Raw genomic sequence first — 20237 nt, forward strand, 5'->3', positions numbered from 1 at the left:
TAATGTGTAAATGCATAACGGCTTTTACACAGTGGAATCACTTTATTAAAAGGAACATTCATGGCTAATATACTTTATCCAGCGCCTTTAAAAGTAGGCTCTAAAATTGCTATTTGCTCGCTTTCGTCGGGCTTAAAAGAAAAATACCATGCACGATTAGATAGAGTGATAGACGGTTTAAAACACCGTGGTTACGAGGTAGTAGAAGGGGAGTTTTTACGCCAAAATAAACCCCGCGATGAATTAGATGCAAAAGCGCATGCCAAGCAATTAATGGGCTTTTTGCTAGATGATGAGGTTGCCGCCATTATGCCGCCAATGGGCGGAGAGCTGGCGATGGAAATTTTGCCACTGCTCGATTTTAACGCCATAAAAGAGGCCAAACCTAAATGGCTGGTGGGCTTTTCTGATGTGAGCACAATTGCCTGTGCACTTACGGCTAAGTGCCAATGGGCAACACTTCATAGTGCCAACCTAATGCAGCTTCACCCTGATGAAACAAACCCCTACAGCTTACAAATTTTTGAAACCATTACCTACGAGTCGGGAAGTAAATTTGAGCAAGGACCTTCTGCTTATTATCAAAAAAATAAACCCAAGTACGCACAAAACCCCGATGAGCTGCTAGCGCCAAGCGAGCCTACCCAGTGGCAGTGCCTAAATTACACCGATGAGCGCACAATAGAGATGTCTGGGCGCTTATTTGGCGGCTGCCTTGATACGGTAGGATTATTGCTGGATTCGCCATTTTTAGCATTGCACGACTTTAAAAAACACAGTGCGAACGAAGGGCTAATTTTATACCTAGAAAATTCAGAGCTTACCCCTACCACTGTGGCACGATTTTTACTGTCGCTCAAACTTGCCGGTGTATTTGATGATATTAACGGCCTTATTTTAGGGCGCAGCGAAATAACACAAAGTCATCACGATGCATTTGATTACCGCCATGCGCTAGATGTGGCATTGGGTGGGTGCTTATTCCCGGTAATAATAGATGCTGATATTGGCCATGTGCAGCCAAACTTAAACTTAGTTAATGGCGCAAAATGCTCACTCACGGCCGATATTAACCAAGGTAACGTACTCAATGCCTCACTAAACACTGAACTTATTTAACGTTTATTTTGAATAACATATAAATACACGCGTATAATGCGCAGGCCGTGAACAGATAAGTTCACGGTACATTCTCAGGGCGGGGTGAAATTCCCCACCGGCGGTATGTTTTACTCATTAGCTTTTGAATAAAACGAGCCCGCGAGCGCTTTATTTAATAATCGTTTTTTAATGTATTAAATAAAGGTCAAGCAGATCTGGTGAGATGCCAGAGCCGACGGTTATAGTCCGGATGAAAGAGAATATAGCTTGTAGCGTATGCAAACACGTGGCCTGTAGCTGCGTGTTTAATACCAATTCGCAATAATACTTAATCATTTTGAGTGACACGTTTTTCCAACCTCAAAATAAATCACTTAATTAAGCGGATTGGTATAAGCTGTTTAGTGGCAAAAAGTGCGCAATTTAGTTTGTGTGTTTTGCCATGCCTTTCAGTGTCCTGAATCTATTTATTTTTATGTGGAATATAATAATGATTCAGTCTTTACTTAGCCAATTTGGCGAAAGCCACACCCGCGTAGAAAACGCCATCGCTGCTTTGCAGCAAGGCCAAGGCGTACTTGTTGTTGATGACGAGAACCGCGAAAACGAAGGTGATTTTGTTTTCTCTGCCGAGCATTTAACCACCCAACAAATGGCGGAAATGATCCGCGAAGGCAGCGGTATTGTGTGCCTGTGTATGGGCGATGAGCGTATTAAGCAGCTCGAGCTACCGCAAATGGTAACTCACAACACCAGCCAAAATAATACAGCCTACACAGTTACAATAGAGGCTAAACACGGTGTTACAACCGGCGTATCGGCAGCAGATCGAGTAACAACGATTAAAGCCGCCACAGCCGATAACGCCAAACCCAGTGATTTATCGCGCCCAGGCCATGTATTTGGCTTAAAAGCACAAACAGGTGGGGTTTTAGTTCGCCGCGGCCACACCGAGGCATCTGTTGATTTAATGCAGCTGGCTGGTTTAAAGCCGTTTGGAGTTATTTGTGAACTCACTAATCCTGATGGCACCATGGCGCGTTTACCACAGGTAAGTGATTATGCTAATAAACACAGCATGACAGTGGTAACGATTGAAGACTTAGTACAGTACATACAAATGCAAGAATTAAAGGTCAGTTAAGGTTTTTTAAGCATTACCTAAGTAAAACCCAGCTTTATTGCTGGGTTTATATTTTGTAATAAGTAATTAATTACTCGTTTTTATTTGAAAATGTTTCTTACCTAGGCGGCTTTTTCAAAAATCCTCAGCCTGTAAACTTTACCTAAATAGTCAGTGCAGCCGCACACAGTTTATTATTTAGGTGAAACTATGAAAATTAACACGCTTTTATTAGCAACTGCTTTAACAAGCAGTGGCGTATGGGCAGCGCAAAGTAAACTTGAACAGCAAATAACGCCTGCACCCCAAATGGGCATAATGGATAGTTATAATCAGCACATTACCAACGCCCCTTTTTTACTTAATCTCGACAGCCAACCCAAAGAGCAAATGGGTCCATATTTAACACGTCAATATTTTCATGGTACGCAATCTACGTTTGTAAAATGGGTGGCTAAAAAAGGCGGCAAAGTACCGCTTCATAAACACCCGAATGAACAAGTGACGTGGATCATGTCAGGCGAGGCTAAAGTGTTTTCTGGTGGTAAACAATATCTTATGAAAGCGGGTGACATGATGGTAATACCGGCCAATGTACCGCACGAATTTCACTTTATCCAAGATACGGTAGATATTGATTTTTTTGCCCCAGCTCGACAAGACTGGATAGACGGCACAGCTAATTACATTAAGCAAAAGTAGGGCAAATTATGTTTTTAAATAAATCTAAATTAGGGCTAAGCGCTATAGCCTTGCTAATAAGTGCCTCGGCTTTTGCAAATGACACGGTACCCGCTGAGGTTTACGCACAAACCGACGGTGCTGTGGGCGGTATTACGTATACACAAAACAAGCGCTTTATTTTTAGTTATCACCCTTTTTATAACCCAAAAGTAAAAGTGGGGGAGCTTTTAAAAAGTGGTGATGTGGTGCCATTTCCTAATGCGCAAATGCAAACCCCTTATAAAAGTGATGGCAGCTTAAAAAATCCCGCTAACTATTTAAATTGGGTATTAGGGGTAAGGGCTGATGACAGAGGTAATGTCTGGATACTCGACTCAGGCCAGGCGCAGCCGCGTATTACGCCAAAGCTGATAGCATGGGATGCGCTAAACAATAAGCTTAATAAAATTATTTATTTACCTAGCCCTATATCGGTTGCTCAATCTCAACTTAATGATTTAGCTATATCGAGCAAATACAATACATTGGTGATCGCTGATGAAGGTATTGCAGATGGCGGAAATGGCAAGCAAGCCGCCCTTATTATCGTTAATACTAAAACAGGTAAGAGCCGGCGAGTACTGCAAGGTCACGAAAGTGCATTACCCGATTACACAATGCCAATAATGATTGATGAAGGGACTGATAACCAAAAGCAACTTAATGCCTTTATTGGGGCCGATGGCATTGTGCTTGATAACGCGCAGCAATGGCTTTACTTTGCTCCGCTTAATAAAAAGTATGTTTACCGTATTAAAATGGCCGACATTGCTAACGAGCAATTAACCGATAAACAACTAGGCGAACGTGTAGAGCAATACGCACAAAAACCAGTAAACGGTGGTTTAAGTATTGATGCTGATGATAATTTATATTTAACCATAGTGGGTGAGCGTACTGTGGGCGTTATTGATGCCAAAACACGTACGTACCGTGATTACACGTACGATAAAAACATGATTTGGCCTGATGGTGTAAGCATTGGACCAGAGGGTTACATGTACACCGGCGCTGCGCAATTGCCGCTTTCGGCACAACTTAATAACGGCAATGCTCAAAATAAAGCACCTTATTATATATTTAGATTTAAACCTTTAGCTGAGGGTGTAATAGGGCGCTAACTATAATGTGTAAATTAAGCACGCCTTTATGGCGTGTTTTTTTATTTTATTTACTTTTTAAAGCGTGATTATCAATTTTTACAAGATAAAGTTTCAACCTAAATGCGGTTTTTCTGCGCTGACTATTTGGGTATCTTACGGGCATAGGTACTTAACCCGCTTTAGGCTTTAATTAATTATGAAACTATACAGTTACTCTCATTGTCCTTTTTGTGCGCGTGTTAAATATGTAGCAGGTAAATTAGGCATTAAGCTTGATGACGTTGTACTTGATTACGACGACACTGAAACACCAACAAAACTAATTGGTAAAAAAATGGTACCTATTCTTGAAAAAGATGACGGCACTGTTATGGGTGAAAGTAACGAAATTATTAGCCTGTTTATTGAACTTGCTGGCTCTAGCGAATCAAACAAGCCAACGCAAGGGGCTATTGAGTGGCAAGGTGGCTCGTTTGCGCCTTTATTGCAAATTGGTTTGCCGCGCTGGCCATTACTTGATTTAAAAGAGTTTAAAACAGAATCTAGCCGCATAGCGTGGGAAGATAACAAGCAATCAACAGAGCTTAACTTTGTAAACCTAATAGCATCAACTCCTGAGATCGTTTTACAAGTAAATGAATTTTTAATTGGCACCGAAAAACAGCTCAATATTAATAATGGTAAAACGTCATTAAGCTTGCTTGATAGCGCTATTTATTTTTCTATATTACGCGGTTTATATTGCGAGCCAACCATTACCTGGCCAGAGCAATTAAACCAATGGATGAACTATCAGGCATTAGAATCTCATGTGCCGTTATTAAGATAGCGAATACTGAAAAAGTTTTAACAGCCAGTACGACTCCCTTCGTATTGCCTTCTTTTGGCCGGTGACCTCGTCACTGGCTTTTTTTATTTAGCTCTGAAAATCACCCCTTTTAATCCAGCACTTAGCAGTGTGCGTGAGCATGGCTGCGTAGTATATTAATAACATTAAAAAATTAGTTACCTATTTACACTACATATTATTAGTGGAATTATTAAGCAGGCTTATTCAACGCTATGAATACGCAAAATAATACCAGGAGCTATTATGTGGGATGAAAGGTATAACACTCAGCAATACGCTTATGGCAAACAGCCAAACGATTTTTTAGCCGAGCACTATAAGCAATTACCTAAAGGTAATGTTATTAGCTTAGCCGAAGGTGAGGGGCGAAATGCGGTATTTTTAGCAAAAATGGGTTACAGCGTTACCGCGGTTGATGGCTCAAAAGTAGGGCTTGAAAAAGCGGCAAAGCTTGCCAAAGAGCACAACGTAAACATTGAGCTTGTACACGCCGATTTAGCGAAGTTTGATTTTGGAAAAGAAAAATGGGATGCAGTAGTGTCTATTTATTGCCCTTTACCAAGTGCCGTGCGTTCAGCGGTATATAAGCGCGCTGTTAAAGGTTTAAAGCCAGGCGGGGTGTTTTTACTTGAGGCCTATACGCCTGAGCAAGTAAATTATAATACCGGAGGCGGCCCAAGTGTCGATACTAAAACCTCAAAAAGCGATTTACAAGATGACTTAACCGAGCTTAGCTTTATACATTTAGAAGAGCTAAAGCGAGAAGTGTTTGAAGGCACATACCACACAGGTTTAGCGTCGGTACTGCAAGCTATTGCTAAAAAATAAAATGAATATAAAAGCTTAGCACTCATTAGCACTCATTAGCGCTAAGCTTTTTTAATAGGTTTTTATAAAACCTGAATAACTTGCTCTTTTGCTAAGCGAGATTTAGGTAACTTAGCGTTATAATCTTCAGTGTCATCGTGGTAGCCAAGTACCAATGCTACATCACAAATATAGCCATCGAGCTCTTGTTCAAACACTTCACCAATAAGCTGTGCATCTACACCTTCCATAGGTGTTGAATCAACGCCTAAGCGTGCTGCGGCGTGCATTGTGTTGCCCAGGGCAATGTAAGTTTGCGCTTTGGTCCACATTGCATTGTTGCCTTGCTCATCGGTATTCATATCAACAAAAGCAAACGCACCAAATGCTTGTTCGCGGTTTTCACTTTGAGTACGGCCATTTTTAATGTCTGCATCAATGACTTGTGCGTAGTCATCACGTTTATATTTAGGGTTGTAAGCAAATAAAATAACGTGCGATGCAGTTTTAATATGCGGCTGATTAAATTGAAATTTATTAGCAAACGTAGAGTGCATACGCTCTTTAGCTTCGTCTGATTCAATAACAATAAATTTCCACGGCTGCGAGTTAATAGATGAAGGAGAAAGACGCATAGCTTCGTAAATTACATCTAGATCATCTTGAGGAATACGCTTGGTTGTGTAGCGTTTAGTTGTATAACGTTTTTCTAAATCATTAATAATTGGATGGGTCATGGTTATCTCCGTTAAGTGGCTATTTTAGCCAAGTAGTGTCTATATTGAGCCTTTTTAAAAAAAACAAAGCACAAATTACTTTTTAATTGGATTGTTATTAAGCCAATTACGCGTTACGTCATCGAGTGGTTGTAAGTTTTTGCATACTTTATAGTCAAGCTCGGCAATGATCTCATTTGAAAAGCGTAATTTATCAAGGGTGTTTAACTGTGCTTGGTTAAACAGCGCTTGTTTATCTTCACGTAGGAGTAAAACAGCTCTATCAACAACGCCAAGTAACCCTTGTGGTTCTTTAAGCTCACGTATTGTGTGCTTGTAATGCAAAAATTGTGGCTTCCATAACGGCACTACGTACCAGGTTTGGGTGGCGACGGCGTTTTCAAACGCGCTAAAACAGTCATGCTCTGTGCCGGTTAAAAACTCATACCCTGCGCTCGTCAGCCCATATTCTTTCATCATATTAATAGAAAAACGGGTAATACCGGCACCGGCATTAATGCCTTGAATTGTTTTTTGCATTTTTGAAAGCACATTTGGCTTTATCAAATCACTAATTTCGTTCACTGCACTTTGCGGTACGTAATCTGGTACGCCCCAGTGTGCATAAGGCTCATAATGTAAGCCAAGCTCAACGAGTGGCATAACTTGTTCAACATCGGCTTTATAAATACCGTGGCTTGAAGGCAGCCATGCTGAGGCGAGTAAATCTACTTCACCAGATTTAAGGTTTTTAAAGTTATCTTGATGCGGCGCATAAATGCGCTCAACGGTAAAGCCCATATCAGTTAAAACATGGCTCACTAAAGAGGCCGTAACATGGTGAAACGATAAATCGGTTACGCCCAATTTTAAATGTACTGTACTCATAATGAATTACTCCATTTTATAGAGCAGCCCATGCTGGGTGTTTGCTGCTCAGGACCTTTGCCTGTGGCCGCAATTTGGCGCATGGCATTAACTAACTCAGGAGTGCGATGTGCATCGTTATTCATTTTTGCATCGTCTAAGCGGCCACGGTATTGCAGTGCCCCATGTTTATTGAAACCAAAAAAATCAGGCGTGCAAACCGCGCCATACTGTTTGCCTACGCGTTGGTTTTCATCAACAAGGTAGGGAAACAAAAAGCCGTGCTGCTTAGCAAATTTTTCCATATTAGCTGGGGAGTCAGCAGGGACGCTTTTATAGTCGTTCGACATAATAGCTAACACATTTATACCTTCGTTTATTAATAACGCGGTATCTTCGCTTAAGCGCCTTGCAATACGTTGCACATAAGGGCAATGGTTACAAATAAAAACGATTAACAAGGCGTTTTCGCCTAGGTTGTCGGCTAAGGTAAAAGGCTCGCCTTGCGGGGTTTTTAACGTAAAGTTGGGCGCTTGCCAGCCAAAGTCACAAATAGGGGTGTCGAGAAGCATAACTTAACTCCTAAAAAGCCAGCGGGTATGGCTGGCTTATAAAAATAATTAATTATTTTTGATTAAAGCGAAAACGCGTTAATACGTAAGGTGGTTTTGCATTACCAAAGCCTTGGCTAAATGCAGGGTGCTGGTGGAGCTGATCTTGTGTTACATAAATCCAACCATTGCTCACTGCTAGGCTATCAGGCCATGATAATCGTTTGTCTTGAACAATTATTTCGTAGTGGCCTTTAGTCGTTAAGCCAATGGCATTGTTTTCAAGGTCGGTTACTAAAATACCGCCGCCTGGCGCGTAGGTCATGCCATCGCTTGGGTTTTTAGGGCCAAACACTTCAATGCTTTTTGCTTTTTTAGCATCTGAATACGTACTATTAGCAAGTGTTTTTGCTGGAATGCGATACACGCTAGTGCCTGTAAATGCGCCAAAGTATACCCATTCGTTTTTATCATCAATAGTAATTGGGTTTAAACCAAAACGTAGGTTTGTTGTTTCACCTTTTGCTGATTTAGACGCAACAGGAGAGGCTTCGATGACAATATCGCGCTCCTCTGGCATTAGCTTAGCATTGCCCTCAAGTACACGCGTTGATTCGCCGGTTTTTAAATCAACAACAATAAACGCAGGTTTAGTAGCGCCCATAAAGTTACCAAAAGACATATCGGCAATGTAAATTTTGTCGTTACGTTCATCAATAACAAAGTCTTGTAAAAACGAGTTATCAAGTACAGCGTCTTTATTTAATTCAATGGTATTAACTAAGGTATTGGCAACGCTGTCCCAAGCAATTAGTTTTGGAGCTACTTGCTCGCTGCCCATGTCTAAAATCCACACCACACCTTTGCTGTCGCTATGTACGCCAATTACGGCTGCAAGGCCTACTTTGCCAAGCTCGGGGCCGTCAGCCCAATCTTCGCTAGGGAAAGGTTGTTGAGCACCGTTTGCCATAATTTCAACTACTCGCGTTTTTGGTGCATCAAGCGGATGCATGCTTACAATCATTCGCCCTGCAGGTGTTATAGTTATACCTGCGCCGCGATATTTATTAAAAGTAGTCACCGTTTCAAGGGGGCCAACGTCTGCTGCATAGGCGCTTGAAAAAGCACTTGCGGCTAATGACAGGGTTGCTATTGCTAAGGTGGTTTTTAATCGTTTCATACTGTGATACCCGTTATGCTAAAAAATAGAGTAAAGCGATTTTAATAGCCTAAATGACTTCGCTTGCGATGAGGTGAATAATAGGTGAGAGTTTTTATGTAATAAACAGGGTAATAATTGAATATTTATCAAATAATATTAGTTAATTAAAAGGGTGAGCGCTCGCTTTAAACAAATTTGCTTTTTAAACATACTATTAATGCCCAAAAGCTGGGTTTACTAATAAACGCCCTAAAGATTGTCCTAATTTAATAAATAGTGGTTAGTGACTAGCTGTTGGGTACAGTGTAATATTAGCCTTTATATTGATAAACCGCGCAATAGATAAGCATTGTCAAATATAAATAGACAATAAATTACTTTTTGATTGCTCAATACACTGTAAGCAAACCTAAAGCGCTTAATTTTGCCAAAAATAATAATTAAATTATTAAGTTGATAATGGATTAATACACAATGCTTTTAGAAGACTTACAGGTAATTTTAAAAGTGGCAGAGTTTAAAAGTATTACTGCTGCAGCATCAAATTTAGATATGCGCACCGCCACAGCAAGTGCTGCTGTTAAAAGGGTAGAGCAGGCTTTAGGTTTTGAACTATTTATACGCACCACTCGCCATTTAAGGCTTTCTGCAGCTGGCGAGCGTTACATTCCGCAATGCCAGCAAGCAATGGCAATGCTTGAACAAGCCAAAAATACACTTAAAAGCGATGACGATATAATTGATGGCGAGCTGCGTATTGCGCTTTCTTCTGATTTAGGGCGCAACATTGTGATCCCCTGGCTTGACGAGTTCATGCAAACCCACACTCAGCTCAGCTTGCGCGCCAATATAAGCGACAGTAATATCGACTTTTATCGTGACTCGGTCGACATTGCACTGCGTTATGGTAAACCTAACGATGCCAGCATGTACGGTTTTAAAATCTGCGACGTACCGCGTATTTTATGCGCAGCACAAAGCTACCTTGATACACATGGCACGCCTGCTCATCCACATGATTTAACTGAACATAAAGGGCTGTTTTATCAACTGCAAGATATAATTAAAGATGTATGGGTATTTAGCGATGCAAGCGAAGAGTTTAAAGTAAAATTGCACGGTGGCCATGCGGCTAACGATGGCGATTTAGTAAGGCGCTGGTGTGTGTCGGGCAAGGGGCTGGCGGTTAAATCGTGCTTAGATATGTCTAATGACTTACTTGCCGGTAATGTCATAAGTGTTATGCCAAACTTTAAACCCACGCCTACAGAGCTTTGGTTGGTGTGCCCAAGTAGGCAGTCAATCACTCCGGCAGTGCGCTTACTTCGCGATGCCTTTAGAGAAAAAAGCGCCGGTATTTTAAAAGCCCTTATTGCAAAAGGGATTATTGATAAAAGCGTGCTTGGCTAATGAAGGACTGATAATGCAAGTTGATGATATTAGAGTGTTTGTGCCGTGTACAAATTATCAGCAATCGTGCGACTTTTATCAGGCGCTTGGCTTTACTATTGAGCCTGCATCAGCTGATTTAAGCATAGCAACATCAGGTGAATGTAGTTTGTTTTTATACCAATCGTGTTAAGTTATTAGGCATTTATAGCGACAGTTAAATAGCGTGATAACAAGGCATAAATATCGTCATGTAGTTGTTCTACATAAGAAATTTATAACGCTGTTAGCGCTCTATTTAGCACGCTAGAATGATTAAATATTTAAGTCGATTGGTATTAATCGTTACTACAACCAAGAATTTGCTGAAAATTTAATGCTGCAAGTGTGCGTATTAAACATAAACGAAGCCTTTAACACCATTAGTAAGTTAACTCACTTTGATATTCGCTTTGAAGGGATAAAACAAGAGCCGTGGGGTAAAGTGATTTATTTATGGGGACCATCTGGTGAGCTTTTACACATTACAGAGCTCAATTAACTAAAAAAAATGCCACCCATTTCAAGCTGGTGGCATTACCTTATTGTTAACTTAGTTTTTCATTAAAAAACGCTAAGGTACGCTGCCAAGCAAGTTCTGCTTTTTGCTCATCATAACGCCCAGTAGAGTCGTTATGGAAACCATGATTAGCGCCTTCGTACATGTGCATAATGTACTCAACATTGTTAGCTTTTAAGCTTTTTTCATAATCAGGCCATGTAGCGTTAACGCGTTTATCAAGCTCACCTAATTGAATCATTAAAGGCGCTTTTATATTTTTGTGCAGTGACTCACTGGCAGGTGTGCCATAAAAAGGCACGCCCGCGCTCAGTAAGCCACTCTCAACCGCCGCTAAGTAATTAACAATATAACCACCAAAACAAAAGCCTACAGCTCCCAGTTTGCCGTTACTATTAGAATGATTTTTTAAAAAGTGAGCCCCAGCTACAAAATCGTTTTGAATTTTAGCTCTGTCCATGGTTTTTTGCATGGCGCGGCCTTCATCGTCATTGCCCGGGTAGCCACCAAGCGCAAAGAGTGCGTCGGGTGCAAAGGCAATAAAGCCTTTTTTGGCTAAGCGCCTGGCTACATCTTTAATATATGGGTTTAAACCACGGTTTTCGTGAATAACTAATACAACCGGCAGTTTACCTTCAATTTTGCTAGGTACTGCTAAGTAGCCTTTGCCTTTACCATGCCCGTTTGGCGAATCAAATTCTTCGTAGGTGGCTTTAATATCATCATCATTAAATGATACTTGCTCTGCAAACGCATAATTAGGTAACAGAGCACTGGTTAGTACGCTCATTGAAAAACCAAGTGCAGCTAAACCGCCAAGTTTTTTCATAAATGTACGTCTGTCCATTAAACCGTGGGCGTATTCGTCGTACCAATCAAAGGCTTCTTGCGGGATATGATCTGATTGCGGGGTATTCATGGCTGCTCCTTAACTTTATTATGTATATTTATTATTTAAATACCATAACGTATTAGGGATAAAAAACGAGCAATATTTTTCTCAATTATTAGGAATGTTGGCAAAGTTATCCATCAAGCAAGGAAAGGAGCACATTCCTTTGTTGTGTGGAAATTAAAGAAACCATTTCAATGTGATTTAAATCTTTTACCTCATACATGCTCACTTTTGAGTTGTTAAGTGTAAGCAACCTATTATATGGACTCACTTTGTCTGCATTACTTGAAAATATGTAAGTTTGCCTAGCATGCGGGGTCTTATTTAGATTATTTAATATGTCGAGTTTAGTAAGAGGTACTTCACTTTTTTCAATTATCTTAGCCGCGACTTCATTTAAATAATCATCGCCTAATAGTTTGCTATAAATAGGGTGTGATAAGTTAGCAATTGTGGTTAGTGCGGCCTCAAAATTAATCATTGGGGCATAAAGTATATGCTTACTAATGTTCAGCTTAGATGCCAACTCAACTCCCGCAATTGCGCCCATTGAGTAACTAATTAAGGAAATATCAGTGTAGTTTTCTTTATTTACATAATTGACTAGCACATCAAGCGAGTTTAAACCAAATCTAAACTTCTCGTATTGATTACTTGCAGGCATCACTATCACATTTTTTCCAGTACCATGGCTAAGCCATCTTGCTTGCATGGTGTAAATCAAGCTGTCTACGCCATACCCCGGAAAGATGATTAAAAGCCCGCTATTATGGTTGTTTGGTAAATTATCTGAAGTAAGTTGGTATTCAAAAACCTCATCTTCAGTGCTTCCTCCAACAATCAAACTTAACGAAAGTGTATTACCATCGAGTAGGTAGCTTTCGATATCCTTAGGTGAGATAAACCTAAAATCAAGACAATCTACTTCGCTGCTACAGTAATGGGTTTGTACTCCAGATAAAGCGATAGAGCTCTCAAATTCTTTAGGGATAACTTTCTGCGGAGGCTTAGTTATTTGATAAGCAATATAGCTCTGGCACCCGCTTAAAAAAATAACTAAAGAAATAATCAGTATGTATAAGCGCATTAAAGTCCCTTTAATTTTCAAGCTAAAATTTTTTGATTAATTAATGCCTGACTTCCTTTCATCTTCGCCTATCAAAAAGTCGAGCCCTACAAATGTGAACGATATAGCAATGAAGCCAAATAGCATTAAGTTACGGTTATTCTTTTTAAACCAAGTGTGGTTAACACAGCAAAAACAATAAATAGAATAAGTTGTACAAGTGGCATAGTTACATCCTTTTATGTGGGGGTCCATATACGTGCCTAACTTACCAGCTTAAAATAATTTAAACAATTGACTTAAAAATAAAAAGCTCAGGAAATTCCGAGCTTTTTTAGTGAGTTACCTAAGAGATGTGTTACGCCATAGCGTCGTTGGCTACAGGGTATTTAGGGTCTTCAACAATGTTAACCTCAACTAAATCACCGGCTTTTTGTAATAACTTGGCAGACTCTGGGCTCAAATGGCGCAAATACAACGTTTTATCTAATGCTTTATAACGCTCACTTAAACCATGTATGGCTTCAATACCTGATTGGTCGCACACTCTGGCATTGGCAAAATCTATACACACTTTTTGTGGGTCGTTATGTGGATTAAACCCTTCTTTAAACGAGGTTATTGAGCCAAAAAATAGATTACCCGTTACTTGGTAGGTTTTTTCGCTTTGCGATTCATCACTACATTGAATACGGATTTCTTTTGCAGAGTTCCATGCATAAACCAAGGCAGAAATAACAATACCTATGCCTACGGCTACGGCTAAATCGAGCAATACGGTAACGGTAGATACCACAATAATGATAAATATTTCAGACTTTGGAACACGGCCAAATAAGCGCAAAGATGACCACTCAAACGTAGCAATAACCACCATAAACATAACGCCAATTAAAGATGCCACCGGTATCATTTCAATTAAGCTTGGAAAAAACAAAATAAATACCAGCATAAATAAAGCGGTAGCAATACCTGCTGCACGCCCCCGGCCGCCTGAGTTTAAACAGACCATGCTTTGGCCAATCATGGCGCAGCCACACATGCCACCAAATAAACCGCTTAAAATATTGCCCGAGCCTTGCGCTACCGACTCACGATTACCTTGCCCGCGGGTTTGTGTTATTTCATCAATAAGCGAAAGCGTCATAAGGGTTTCTATTAGCCCCACAGATGACAAAATAAGCGCAAGCATGAGCACGGTAATAAGCGCATCGAGCGAGTCGCTATTGGTTAAATCCCAACTAATTTGCGGAAAGTGAAAACTCGGTAATGCACCTTTTAAACTGCCATCAAGTGGGTCGATGGTTTCTTTTAAGCCCTCAGCTACTTTTTGCGCTTCGTTTTCTTGCCATTTAGCCGTAATTTGCGCATCGGTTGGGCGCTCAAGCGCAATATTTTGCGCCACTTCGCTGTATTGCCCATGAGGTACTTGATTTTTTATAGCTGCAAAGTTTTCAGTAATGATCTCTTTTTCAATCATTGAAGTACGCTGCGTGTGCACAACATCGCTAACAAGTTTTGACTCAAGTGGCGTAAAGGTGACCAGCGCTGTACATACTGCTATTGCAGCAAGAGGGGCAGGAATTGCTTTAGTATAGCGCGGTAAAAAATATACAATTGCCATGGTTAACGCAATTAGCCCCATCATGGTAAGCATAGCTGGGCTGGTTAGTTGCATCCAATCGCCTGCGTAGGTAAACATATCGTGTTGCTTATCGTAAACTACGCGAACGTTTTCTTTAAATTGGCCAAATTGCGCCATACCAATCACAATAGCTAAGCCATTTACAAAGCCAAGCATTACAGGGTGAGGTAACAGCCTAATAAATTTGCCCATTTTAAAAGCGCCAAACACAACTTGCAGCACACCGGTTAATACCACGGCGGCCAGCAAGTACTCCAGCCCAAACATAATAATAAAGGCGGTGGTGACTACAGCCATAGAGCCAGCAGCACCCGAAATCATACCAGGGCGGCCGCCAAACACGGCGGTAATAAAGCCAACAAAAAACGAGCCATAAAGCCCCATCATTGGGTCAATTCCCGCTACAAAGGTAAACGCAACAGCTTCGGGAATGAGCGTAAGCACAGCGGTTAAGCCGGCTAATACATCATTTTTTAAATTAGCGCTGCGTTTGCTTATTAAATCAAACATAGGGTTCCTTAGGGTGCATAAATAAACTAGATGCCATAGCGCTTTAAGCGGATAGCAGTATGTTTAGGTGTTTTAAATTAATTATTAGAGCTAAGTGGAGGGCACTTAACTGACAAGCGGCTCAAAACCATTGCGGTGTGAGCTTAATGCTAAGCAATAAAATTATAATGCGTTAGCGATGCTTTAAATTGAGGGCGCATAATACGCTGATATAATTAAAATAATTACCCATAATTTATTTGAAACACTTTATAAAAACTATTAATAATGAAGTGCAATATTTAGGCAATAAAAAGCTCGGCGTATTAGGCCGAGCTTTAATGGTTGGGAGAGAAACTTTAATTATTTGGCAGTGGGTGCCGGTTGAATACTTATAGGTTGCGATTTACCAAGTAGCTTACGGGTAAGGCGCTTAGCGTCTTCTAGTGCTACGTATTGGCAAGGTATAAGTATTAAAGTAATTACCGTGGCAAATAGCACACCAAAGGCCAGCGATACCGCCATAGGAATAACTATTTTAGCCTGTAAGCTGGTTTCCATAATAATTGGCATTACCCCAATAAATGTAGTGATTGAGGTAAGCAATATAGCTCTAAAGCGCTTTGCACCGGCTTGCATAACGGCTTGTTTTACGGCCATGCCTTCTGCGCGTGCTTTATTTACAAAATCAACCATTACGAGGGAGTCGTTTACGACTATGCCCGCTACCGCAATAATACCAAACATAGACAGCCCGCTCATGGTCATACCTAATATTACGTGACCAAACATTGCACCTACTACACCAAATGGAATAACCGACATAATAATAAGCGGCTGCGAGTAAGAGCGAAGCGGAATGGCCAATAAGGCAAATATAATCATCAGCGATATAGCAAAGTCGCGTAACTGCTCATCGGCGCTGTCCATTTCTTCTTGTACGCGTCCAGCCACATTACTTTTAACGCCTGGGTAGCTTTTAAGCAATGAAGGTAAATAGGTATCGCGAATTTCTTGTGCAATAGCAAACGGCTCAACTTGGTCAGTATTTACTGCTGCCCATACATTAACAGTACGGTTTGAGTTTTCGCGGCGAATACGGTTTACACCATCTACTAGCCTAACTTCGGCTACTTCGCTTAACGGTACTTCTGCGCCGGTTGGGGTAATAATACGCGCATTTTGAATGTTGCTAATTGAGTTACGCTCGCTTTCTGGGTAGCGAATCATTACTTTAATTTCTTCGCCTTCGCGTAAAATACGCTGTGCTTCTAATCCGTAGTAACTAAAGCTTACTTGCGATGCAACGTCGGCAAGTGTAAGTCCCATGCTGTAGGCCAGTGGTTTTAAATCAAGCTGTACTTCGTCGGTGGCACTTTGCAGTGAGTCGTTTACATCGCCTACACCTTCCATGCTTTGTAGTTTAGCTTTTAATTTACCAGCTACTTCTTTTAGCTCATCGGCATCTTTGCCTTGTAGCCTAAAGCTTACGTCGCCGTCATCACGTCCGCCGCTAAAAATATTATCTTGAATATTAAGCATTTTAACACCTGGAAGCGGGGGCATTTGTTCGCGCCACAGGGTGCTTAATGCAAAGGTGTCGATAGGGCGCAAGTGTGGCTCTACTAAAATAGCCATAATGTTTGCTTGAGTACGCCCACGTAGGCTTACCGATAAATCGCGGATCATGCTTTGGCCGTATTGCTCTTCAAGCTCTTTATCTACTTTGAGTAATACATCTTCTATTTTACGGGCAGTTTCAAGGGTGGCTTGCTCCGAAGAGGCCAGGTTCATTTCAAGCGTAATACGCGGAAAATCATGCGGTATTTTAGGGTTAGGCACAAACTTAACTAAGCCGCCTGCAAACATACCTGCACTGACTATTAATATACATAAAAAGCCAATAATTACGGTATAACGATAATGTATACAATGACCTATAAAAGGCGTGTAATAGTTTTGTACAAAGTGTTTTAAGCCACTATCAACCACATTACGCAGTTTATGTAATGGGTTTTTAGGGTTAGGTTTACGTGGGTTCATGGCTGCAATATGCGCAGGTAATATTAGCTTTGACTCAATCAGCGAGAAAATCAAACACAATATAATAACCACACCAATGGCTTTAGAAAACGCAGCGCCTGGGCCCGATGCCATAGCTTGCGGTAAAAACGCCGCGATAGTGGTTAAAACCCCAAAAGTGGCAGGCATTGCAACGCGCTTAACTCCGCGAATAACATTATCAAGGCTATGACCGTGTTTTTCTATTTCGGCACTGGCAGACTCACCCACGACTATGGCATCGTCGACCACAATGCCAAGTACAATAATAAAGGCAAATAACGACACCATGTTTATGGTGATGTCTAAAAAGCCAATTGGCATAAACAAAAAGGCACCTAGAAAAGACACCGGTAAGCCCATCATTACCCAAAAAGCTAAACGCAGCGGTAAAAACAGTGCCAGCACTATCATTACTAAAATACCGCCCCATACCATGTTGTCGATCATCATATCGAGTCGACCTTCAAGGTAGTAAGTTAAATCAACAATAGGGGAGAGCTTTACGCCTTGTGGAAGCTTCGATTGTTTTTCTGCCATGTAGCCTTTAAGAATTTTAGCTACATCGGTAATGTCTTGATCTTTTGAGGCATCTACTTCAAACGTGAGTGAGTTTTTACCGTTATATTTAGAGTAAAGTAAGCCTTCTTCAAAGCCATCATTAATCGTCGCTACATCGCCTAAGTTAATCTGTGCGCCATCGGCAAGCGTTATAAGCGGAAGCTTTGCAAATTCACCACCACGGTAGGCTTGTTTTTCAACACGCATTGAAATATAGCCAGTGTCAGAGCGAATTTGCCCTGCCGACATATTGGTAGAAAAATTTTGCACCGCACTTGAAACATCTCTAAAAGTTAGGCCATATTCACGTAGTTTGTCGGGGCTTATCTCTATGCCTATTTCGTAATCTAGGCCACTGTAAAAGTCGACTAAATTAACGCCAGGCAAGGCGAGTAGTTCATCTTTTATGTCGTTACCTAGCTCTTTAAGCTGGTAGTAACTCATGTCGCCATAAAGCGCGAGGATCATCACCTCTTGCTGAAATTTTTCACGCTGAATAACAGGGCGCTCCATTCCTGCCGGAAAGGTATTGATAGAATCAACTTGCGCTTTTATTTCGTCTAGGGCTTCTTGTAGGTCGTATTTTTCTTCTATTTCTACCCACGCTTGCGCATAACCTCGGTTAGAGTAAGTGATTAAACGCTTTATACCCTCGGTACCCTCAAGGTTTTCTTCAATTTTTATCGTTATACCTTCTTCAACCTCTTGCGGGGCTGCGCCTGGGTATACCGCTTCAATACTCACCCAGTTACTTTCAAATTGCGGAAATGCCTGTTTACGAATTGTCAGCGCTGTTAAAAGCCCGCCAATAAGTATAAAAATCATGATGAGGTTTGCCGCCACTGGGTTACGTGCAAACCATGCAATTAAGCCTTTTTCTGAGGTACTCATGGTGTATCCTCTTTAAGTGCTAATTGAGTCACATCGCTTTTAGGCTCAGTGCCTTCTAGCTTAACCGCCATGCCTTCTGTTGGGTATTCAAGGGCAGAGGTAATAAGTTGCTCACCACTGTTTAAGCCTTGGTTCGCAATCACCATACCGTTTTGTTCACGTACAATATTAAGCGTTTTAAAACTTAGGGTGTGATCGTCGTTTAAAATAGCAATTTTGTTATTTTTAACTAAATGGTGCGGCACTATAATCGCGTTATCAAGCGCGCGGCCTTTTATGGTGGCATTTATATAAGAGCCAAAACGCAGTGGTTTGGTGTTATCAGCGTACGGAGTTGGTAACTGAGCAACTAAATAGCTCATACGGCTGGTTTGATCAACCACACCTTCGCTTCGTACAATCTTGGCTTGCCATGTTGTTTGTTTGCCGGCAAATTCAGCATTAAGTGTAACCAATGCGCCAATACCGCCGTTATCTAGGTATTGCAGCTCTTTATCTGCAACCGGTAAACGCACCTCTGCAACCGAGGTAGCGCTTAGCTCGCCAAACTTGCTACCCGCACTAACCACTGAGCCTAAGCTAATGGTGCGTTGGTTTATTATAGCGTCGTAAGGGGCTTTGATGTACGTGCGTTCTAAATTACGTTTAGTGCGTTTTACACGGGCTTGGGCAGAGCGAAAGTTTGCCATTTTTTCTGCAAGTTGTGGTTTACGTAAATAAAGCTCCGATGCAATTGCATCGCTTGAGTCTGATTTAATACGTTCCCATTCGGCTTTAGCTACGTGAGCTTGCGCGCGTTCTATTTCAAGCGCTGAACTTGCTTGGGCAAGGCCTGCTTCGGCCTCAATTAAATCGGCCTCGTAATCATTTGGATCAATTCGTGCTAAAATATCGCCTTGCTTAACAAACGCGCCTTCAACAAATTGTTCGGCTACTGAAATAACTTGCCCGCTTACTTGTGCAACCAGCTCTGTACGGTCTTTAGGTTTTACTACGCCGTACGATTTAACATCGAGCGTTATTGCATCAATGTTTACGTTTTGCGCAGCAACAAGTGGGCGAGTGTCTTGCTCTGGTTTTTCTTCTGGTGGTGTTTTCATGGCTGAAAGGCCAAAAGCGAGTGCAATCCCGGCTGCTAAAACCGCGACTGGTAATAAAATTTGTTTTTTAGTAGCCACAAGGCATTCCTTCATATATTTGGTGACAAGGCAATAATACGCAATAAAGTGTTTACAAGGCGTTTTAAGATGTAACAAAGCATTACATATGTGTATTACAGATAAATAATGGGCTAGGCAGGGTGTTAATTTAAATACAGAGGCCTGGCTTTAACTAACAGAGGTATTTATGAAAACAGAGCCTATGGCATGTCGCTTAGGCTGCGGCGCATGTTGCATTGCACCGAGTATTAGCTCGCCAATACCAGGTATGCCAAACGGTAAAAAAGCCGGAGAGCGTTGTATTCAGCTTGATGAGAACAATTTATGTAAACTATTTGGCGATGAAAGCCGCCCTAAAGTATGTAGCGATTTTAGCGCCACGCGCGATGTATGTGGGTCAACTAATGCAGAGGCTCTAGCGCTTATTACCGAACTTGAGCAGTTAACCTAGCTTACGGTGTTAATACACATATATTTACATTTATCTATTACTGAGTGATTTTTTAAGTAATTAAAAG

The 20237-nt window shown here is 41.2% G+C and carries 19 protein-coding genes and 1 riboswitch; of the genes, 10 read left to right on the top strand and 9 right to left on the bottom strand.

The window, feature by feature from the left end:
• Positions 1–60: 60 nt before the first annotated feature.
• From NQT65_RS00755 to NQT65_RS00780, 6 genes are all read left to right on the top strand, one after another.
• The gene (locus NQT65_RS00755; RefSeq protein ID WP_256850249.1) at positions 61–1119 is read left to right on the top strand and encodes a S66 family peptidase; all 1059 of its coding nucleotides are present in this window, start codon (positions 61–63) and stop codon (positions 1117–1119) included.
• A gap of 66 nt (positions 1120–1185) precedes the next feature.
• Positions 1186–1367: riboswitch (FMN riboswitch) on the top strand.
• Between the two features lie 224 nt (positions 1368–1591).
• Entirely contained in the window at positions 1592–2245 is a 654-nt protein-coding gene (ribB, locus tag NQT65_RS00760; protein WP_004588090.1) for a 3,4-dihydroxy-2-butanone-4-phosphate synthase, read from the top strand.
• A gap of 189 nt (positions 2246–2434) precedes the next feature.
• Positions 2435–2926 carry a cupin domain-containing protein gene (locus NQT65_RS00765; RefSeq protein WP_256850250.1) on the top strand — a complete coding sequence of 164 codons (492 nt, stop codon included), beginning with the start codon at positions 2435–2437 and terminating at the stop codon, positions 2924–2926.
• 8 nt (positions 2927–2934) lie between these two features.
• On the top strand, positions 2935–4068 hold the full coding sequence (locus NQT65_RS00770; protein WP_029774289.1) for an L-dopachrome tautomerase-related protein: 1134 nt from the start codon (positions 2935–2937) through the stop codon (positions 4066–4068).
• A 178-nt stretch (positions 4069–4246) separates the two neighbouring features.
• Complete coding sequence (gene grxB, locus NQT65_RS00775; RefSeq protein ID WP_054983119.1) at positions 4247–4879, top strand: glutaredoxin 2; 633 nt, start codon at positions 4247–4249, stop codon at positions 4877–4879.
• A gap of 264 nt (positions 4880–5143) precedes the next feature.
• Positions 5144–5728, top strand: a complete 585-nt coding sequence (locus NQT65_RS00780; protein WP_256850251.1) for a class I SAM-dependent methyltransferase — start codon at positions 5144–5146, stop codon at positions 5726–5728.
• 62 nt (positions 5729–5790) lie between these two features.
• Here the strand turns inward: NQT65_RS00780 and NQT65_RS00785 are convergent, their stop codons facing one another.
• The 4 genes from NQT65_RS00785 to NQT65_RS00800 all read right to left on the bottom strand — a co-directional run bounded on the left by NQT65_RS00785 (position 5791) and on the right by NQT65_RS00800 (position 9021).
• Positions 5791–6444 carry a nitroreductase family protein gene (locus NQT65_RS00785; RefSeq protein WP_054983121.1) on the bottom strand — a complete coding sequence of 218 codons (654 nt, stop codon included), beginning with the start codon at positions 6442–6444 and terminating at the stop codon, positions 5791–5793.
• A 75-nt stretch (positions 6445–6519) separates the two neighbouring features.
• Positions 6520–7311, bottom strand: coding sequence for a glycine betaine ABC transporter substrate-binding protein (locus tag NQT65_RS00790; RefSeq protein ID WP_256850252.1), 792 nt, complete (start codon positions 7309–7311; stop codon positions 6520–6522).
• Positions 7308–7862 carry a thioredoxin family protein gene (locus NQT65_RS00795; RefSeq protein ID WP_126007473.1) on the bottom strand — a complete coding sequence of 185 codons (555 nt, stop codon included), beginning with the start codon at positions 7860–7862 and terminating at the stop codon, positions 7308–7310. Before NQT65_RS00795 ends, NQT65_RS00790 begins: the two co-directional genes overlap by 4 nt.
• Before the next feature lie 52 nt (positions 7863–7914).
• The gene (locus NQT65_RS00800) at positions 7915–9021 is read right to left on the bottom strand and encodes an L-dopachrome tautomerase-related protein (protein WP_054983124.1); all 1107 of its coding nucleotides are present in this window, start codon (positions 9019–9021) and stop codon (positions 7915–7917) included.
• Positions 9022–9477: 456 nt separating this feature from the next.
• On the opposite strand from NQT65_RS00800, the gene NQT65_RS00805 reads away from it, so the two are divergent.
• The 3 genes from NQT65_RS00805 to NQT65_RS00815 all read left to right on the top strand — a co-directional run bounded on the left by NQT65_RS00805 (position 9478) and on the right by NQT65_RS00815 (position 10933).
• Positions 9478–10413, top strand: coding sequence for a LysR family transcriptional regulator (locus tag NQT65_RS00805; RefSeq protein ID WP_054983125.1), 936 nt, complete (start codon positions 9478–9480; stop codon positions 10411–10413).
• A gap of 13 nt (positions 10414–10426) precedes the next feature.
• Positions 10427–10585, top strand: a complete 159-nt coding sequence (locus NQT65_RS00810) for a VOC family protein (protein WP_256850253.1) — start codon at positions 10427–10429, stop codon at positions 10583–10585.
• A 183-nt stretch (positions 10586–10768) separates the two neighbouring features.
• Entirely contained in the window at positions 10769–10933 is a 165-nt protein-coding gene (locus NQT65_RS00815; protein ID WP_232510967.1) for a hypothetical protein, read from the top strand.
• A 46-nt stretch (positions 10934–10979) separates the two neighbouring features.
• Here NQT65_RS00815 and NQT65_RS00820 read toward each other — a convergent pair whose 3' ends face one another.
• The 5 genes from NQT65_RS00820 to NQT65_RS00840 form a co-directional block, all read right to left on the bottom strand.
• Positions 10980–11870, bottom strand: coding sequence for a dienelactone hydrolase family protein (locus NQT65_RS00820; RefSeq protein ID WP_126007467.1), 891 nt, complete (start codon positions 11868–11870; stop codon positions 10980–10982).
• Between the two features lie 106 nt (positions 11871–11976).
• Entirely contained in the window at positions 11977–12933 is a 957-nt protein-coding gene (locus tag NQT65_RS00825; RefSeq protein WP_256850254.1) for an alpha/beta hydrolase, read from the bottom strand.
• Positions 12934–13270: 337 nt separating this feature from the next.
• Positions 13271–15067, bottom strand: a complete 1797-nt coding sequence (locus NQT65_RS00830; RefSeq protein WP_256850255.1) for a SulP family inorganic anion transporter — start codon at positions 15065–15067, stop codon at positions 13271–13273.
• 342 nt (positions 15068–15409) lie between these two features.
• Complete coding sequence (locus tag NQT65_RS00835; protein WP_256850256.1) at positions 15410–18559, bottom strand: efflux RND transporter permease subunit; 3150 nt, start codon at positions 18557–18559, stop codon at positions 15410–15412.
• Positions 18556–19737, bottom strand: coding sequence for an efflux RND transporter periplasmic adaptor subunit (locus tag NQT65_RS00840; protein ID WP_126007461.1), 1182 nt, complete (start codon positions 19735–19737; stop codon positions 18556–18558). The genes NQT65_RS00835 and NQT65_RS00840 overlap by 4 nt, the downstream gene beginning before the upstream one ends.
• Positions 19738–19906: 169 nt before the next feature.
• Here NQT65_RS00840 and NQT65_RS00845 point away from each other — a divergent pair, with 169 nt between their 5' ends.
• On the top strand, positions 19907–20170 hold the full coding sequence (locus NQT65_RS00845) for a YkgJ family cysteine cluster protein (protein WP_029774574.1): 264 nt from the start codon (positions 19907–19909) through the stop codon (positions 20168–20170).
• Positions 20171–20237: the final 67 nt, after the last annotated feature.

It is taken from the genome of Pseudoalteromonas agarivorans (genome assembly GCF_024518735.1).
Lineage (GTDB): Bacteria > Pseudomonadota > Gammaproteobacteria > Enterobacterales > Alteromonadaceae > Pseudoalteromonas > Pseudoalteromonas atlantica.